The organism is Silanimonas sp. (genome assembly GCF_027530345.1).
Taxonomy (GTDB): domain Bacteria; phylum Pseudomonadota; class Gammaproteobacteria; order Xanthomonadales; family Xanthomonadaceae; genus Silanimonas.
Genome location: NZ_JAPZQK010000050.1, coordinates 1 through 2,435 on the forward strand (window position 1 = coordinate 1; position 2,435 = coordinate 2,435).

The following is a 2,435-nucleotide window of genomic DNA, read 5'->3' on the forward strand; positions in this document are numbered from 1 at the left end:
CGCGGTGCCTGGCATGTCCAGAACGTCAATGCACACCACAGCCGGCTGAAGGGTTGGATCGCCCGATTCCATGGCGTGGCGACGTCCTATCTGCCGAACTATCTGGGCTGGTTCCGCGCCTTGGAGCGGAACGCCCAAACGGGCACAGGAGCCGCAGCGCTGCTCAGGTTGGCCATGGCGTGAGCGAATCAACCACAATCAACGCGAACAGCGCCAATTCAAACGCCCTTTTCGGCGAGTCTGCCGGGTAGGCGGCGGCCGCGCAAGCGGCGGTTTGGGCAAGGATCGGGCCTGCGCGAGCGCCCTACGGCATCACCTGGGCGCGCAGTCTGGTCGTCCGTGGCCATTTCTCACTGAATCCCGGCCCTTCGACAGGCTCAGGACAGGCGTCGGGCCAAACGCGCCCCTGCGGGATCGTCGCCGCATCTGAGCCGCATCTGATGGCTGTTGGTTTTCGTTGTTGGAGGGGCATGGCCGATCTTGCGACTACGCGGCCATGACCACAGCCGGTGGGCCGCGCGGTCGGGGCCGGTAGTGAGCTTCCTCCAGCGCGCCGTGCTTTGCGAAGTGGGCGAGGATGGCGCGGATGGCTTCAGGTTCTTCGATGCTGGCCACGATCCGCACCGCACCGCCACAGTGAACGCAGGTGCTCACGTCGATGCCAAACACGCGCTTGAGGCGCTGCGCCCAACTCATCGCACGGCGCTTCTCCTCGGGGCTGCGCGGCGTGTCGCTGGCGCTGACCTCAACCCGTGCGGCATCGGTCGCAGGCCGCTTCCCGCGCCCCGACGGTGTCAGCTGCGCTCGCAGGGCGGCGTTTGGGGCGAACACGCCGTGGAACCGGGTGAGATGCGCGCGGGGTGGCGGGACCAGCGCCGCGAGCTTGGCGATAAAGTCCACCGAATCCCATTCGACATGCGTGGTCCCATTTCGTCACGGGGTCTTCAGTTCGTAGCGCACCTTGCCCTGCGACGAGATCGACAGCCGCTTCTCACTGATCGCCGGGCGCGTGATGTACCGGCACAGCTTTTCCAGTTTGTGGCTTTCGTGTGCTTCGGCGGCCACGCCGGCATGCAGGGAGAATCCGCCGACCTTGCCGGCATCGCCCTCCAGCGAACCGTCGTCACCGGGCAGCGTTTGCAGGGTGATCACTTTGCGCCCGGCCTGCGCGCCGGTGGCGATGCGGTAGGTGATGGAACTCATCCGCAACGCGTCCATGCCGTCGTCGCCGCCAGCGCTGTCGGTCAGGAAGACGGACTCCTCCTCGCCTTCGAGCCAGCCTTTGCGCGTCAGATGCCGGCACACGCGATGCGCGATCGTGTCAGCCAACTGCGTCAACTGCCCGGTAGTCGGGGCACGGGTGCGGTGCAGGCGTGGTTTGCGCGGCGGTGACTCGTCATCCTCCTCATACACGCCGTCAAGCCACAGCATGTGGAAGTGGACATTGAGGTTGAGCGCGCTGCCAAAGCGCTGGATCAGCGTCACCGCGCCGCACTGCGCACGGGCGCGCTCGACGCCCGCTTGGTCAGCAAGCCAGCCCGCGATCACGCGATGCACGAGCGCCAGCACCGGGCCGATGGAATCCGCGGTGCTTACCGCTGAATGCCAGCAGCCTGTCGTGGCCGCACTCGGCTACGAGTCGAAGATAACTTCGATGTCCGATGCAAAGGGGTGCCAGCGATTGCCAACCAAGACCCACGCTGCCTTCTCCTCACCCTGGCGATCTCGGAACTTCGCTCGATACAGCCCCTGCGTCGTGTACGGAAATGGCGGTGGCGGTGCACGCTCGGGGACATGCCTCTGGAAGAAGTGGCGGTTCAGCTCGACCATCGTGAGCCTGTGTTTGATGGCCCACATCCGTACCAATCTCGAGTGACGTGGCTGGAGGAGGTTGGCCGCCCACTCCCAGATCAGGTCGATTGATTGTTCAAACCAAGGCGCCATGTTTCAGTTTCTCCGTCAGGTGCGGGACCGTCCGCGCCGCGTAAGGAAAGCGTCGAAAATTGGTTGACGCTCATGTTGTCGGGATGAGATGCGTGTGCTCGCGCATCGCAACCGCCGCCTTCGTGCTGAATGGCGCGCTCGGTCGTCTTTCCAAGGTCAGTTCGGAACCGTCGCAGGCACGTGCCTGAAAATCGTGACCTCCACGCTCCAGCGACAAGAGCTTCATTATGACCGAAGAACGGAAGACTCCGCCCTCGCTTCCCGACCGTCTGTCGGTCCGTCCAGCCCGCGTCACGATGTCGCTGCCTGCGAGCACGACATCGGCGTTCGCTTCAAGGTATAGGAAATTCAAAGGCGCTGTTCGCGTTGATTGTTGATCGTCTCGAACGGTGAGCCGGGGTGGGAGCACGGTTTAGAAACGGCCCGAGGACTTCGGGCGTGGAGAAGCCGGATGCGTGCTCGAGAACTGAAGCGTTGGTTGGCGGAGGCTG

Annotated in this window: 2 protein-coding genes and 2 pseudogenes; 1 reads left to right on the top strand and 3 read right to left on the bottom strand. The window is 64.3% G+C overall.

Annotated features, from left to right (window positions below):
* Window positions 1–183 (top strand): annotated as a pseudogene (locus O9255_RS14565) (IS1595 family transposase); the annotation flags it as partial.
* Between the two features lie 303 nt (window positions 184–486).
* Here O9255_RS14565 and O9255_RS14570 read toward each other — a convergent pair.
* From O9255_RS14570 to O9255_RS14580, 3 genes and pseudogenes are all read right to left on the bottom strand, one after another.
* Complete coding sequence (locus O9255_RS14570) at window positions 487–831, bottom strand: hypothetical protein (RefSeq protein WP_297867595.1); 345 nt, start codon at window positions 829–831, stop codon at window positions 487–489.
* A 48-nt stretch (window positions 832–879) separates the two neighbouring features.
* Window positions 880–1,431 (bottom strand): annotated as a pseudogene (locus O9255_RS14575) (transposase); the annotation flags it as partial.
* Between the two features lie 201 nt (window positions 1,432–1,632).
* On the bottom strand, window positions 1,633–1,944 hold the full coding sequence (locus O9255_RS14580) for a hypothetical protein (RefSeq protein WP_297867594.1): 312 nt from the start codon (window positions 1,942–1,944) through the stop codon (window positions 1,633–1,635).
* Window positions 1,945–2,435 lie beyond the last annotated feature (491 nt).

What these genes read in the sequence shown, in the direction of transcription:
- O9255_RS14580 (WP_297867594.1), bottom strand. Translation starts at nt 1,944, where the DNA reads ATGGCGCCTTGGTTTGAACAATCAATCGACCTGATCTGGGAGTGGGCG.